Source organism: Arenimonas malthae CC-JY-1, from assembly GCF_000747075.1.
GTDB lineage: Bacteria > Pseudomonadota > Gammaproteobacteria > Xanthomonadales > Xanthomonadaceae > Arenimonas > Arenimonas malthae.
The window spans coordinates 1-1,662 of the sequence record NZ_AVCH01000031.1; the positions used below are offsets into that span (position 1 = coordinate 1).

1 protein-coding gene is annotated in these 1,662 nt (G+C 74.7%); it reads left to right on the forward strand.

Translation table 11 applies throughout. The features are described 5' to 3' along the window. The coding region (locus N790_RS02765) for a PAS domain-containing sensor histidine kinase (protein ID WP_043800415.1) at positions 1 to 1,662 on the forward strand (1,662 nt) is incomplete at both ends.

Here is a 1,662-nt window from a genome sequence, read left to right on the forward strand (position 1 = left end):
GATGCCCGCGCGCGCGGTGCTGGCCGGCCTGGCGGTGGCGGTGGCGCTGTGGTGCTGGGCGCTGCTGGTGCCGGCGCTGGCCGAGGCCATGGGCGCCTCGCCGGCGTGGCTGCGCGACGGGCCGCTGGGCTGGGCCTGGCTGGCGCCCGACGCGCTGTTCGGGTTGGGCGACTGGAGCCGCATCGGCCGCGCGACCGTGCTGAGCCTGGTGGCCGGCGCGCTGCTGCCGTGGATGCTGGCCTCGCGGCTCGATGCGCGCCCCGACACGTTCGCCGCCGGCGCGCTTTCGCGCGAGGTGCTGCGCGAGGTGGCGGTACGTTTCCTGCCCGCCGCGAAAGTGGATGCCGCGCTGGCTTCGGCACCGGCCGGGCAGGCGGTGCCGGCGGCCACGCGCCAGCGCATCGAGCGCGAACTGGCGGCGGTGCTCGGCGCCGCCTCGGCGCGCCTGCTGCTCGACGCCGCCCGCCGCGCCCAGGGCCCCGACCTCGACACCGTGGCCACCATCGTCGGCGAGGCCTCGCAGGCGCTGCGCTTCAACCAGCGCGTGCTCGAGGCCGCGCTGGAAAACATGAGCCAGGGCATTTCGGTGGTGGACGCCGAACTGCGCCTGGTGGCCTGGAACCGGCGCTACGCCGAGCTGTTCGACTACCCGCGCGAGCTGCTGCAGGTGGGCGTGCCGGTGGCCGAGCTGGTGGCGCACAACGTGCGCCGCGGCCTGGCCGGCGGCGGCCGTGAAGAACTCGAGGTGCGCAAGCGGCTGGAGCACATGCGCGCGGGCACGCCCTACGTCGCCGAGCGCCATTTCGGCGACACCGTGGTCGAGATCCGCGGCAACCCCATGCCCGGCGGCGGCTTCGTGGCCACCTTCACCGACGTCACCGCGTTCCGGCGCAGCGAATCCGAACTCAAGTCGGTGGCCGAAACGCTGGAGCAGCGCGTCGCCGAACGCACCGCCGAACTGGCCGGCGCCAAGGCCGAGGCCGAACGCGCCAACCGCGCCAAGACGCGTTTCCTGGCCGCGGTCAGCCACGACCTGGCGCAGCCGCTCAACGCGGCGCACCTGTTCGTGCACGCGCTGGCGCCGCAGCTGGCGGGCACGCCGCACCGCGAGGCGCTGGCGAACGTGGACGGCGCGCTGGGCTCGGCCGAGGACCTGCTCTCGGGCCTGCTCGACATTTCCCGGCTCGACGCCGGCGGCATGGCGCCCAACCCGCAGGCCTTCCGGCTCGACGAACTGCTGCAGCACCTGGTGGCCGAATTCGGCGTGCTGGCGGCGCAGAAGGGCCTGGCGCTCGACCACGTGCCTTCGCGCGCCTGGGTGCACAGCGACCCGCAGCTGCTGCGGCGCGTGCTGCAGAACTTCCTGGGCAATGCCGTGCGCTACACCGCGCGCGGCCGCATCGTGGTGGGCTGCCGCCGGCGCGGCGAGGCACTGGCGATCGAGGTCTGGGACACCGGCCCGGGCATCGCCGAGGCCGACCAGAAGGCCATCTTCGAAGAGTTCCGCCGGCTCGACAAAGGCGGGCAGGGCCTGGGCCTGGGCCTCGCCATCGCGGAACGCATCGCGCGACTGCTGGGGCATCCGCTGAAGCTGCGTTCCTGGCCCGGGCGCGGCACGGTGTTCTCGATCGAAGTGCCGCGCGCGGCGCCGGTGCCGGCCCG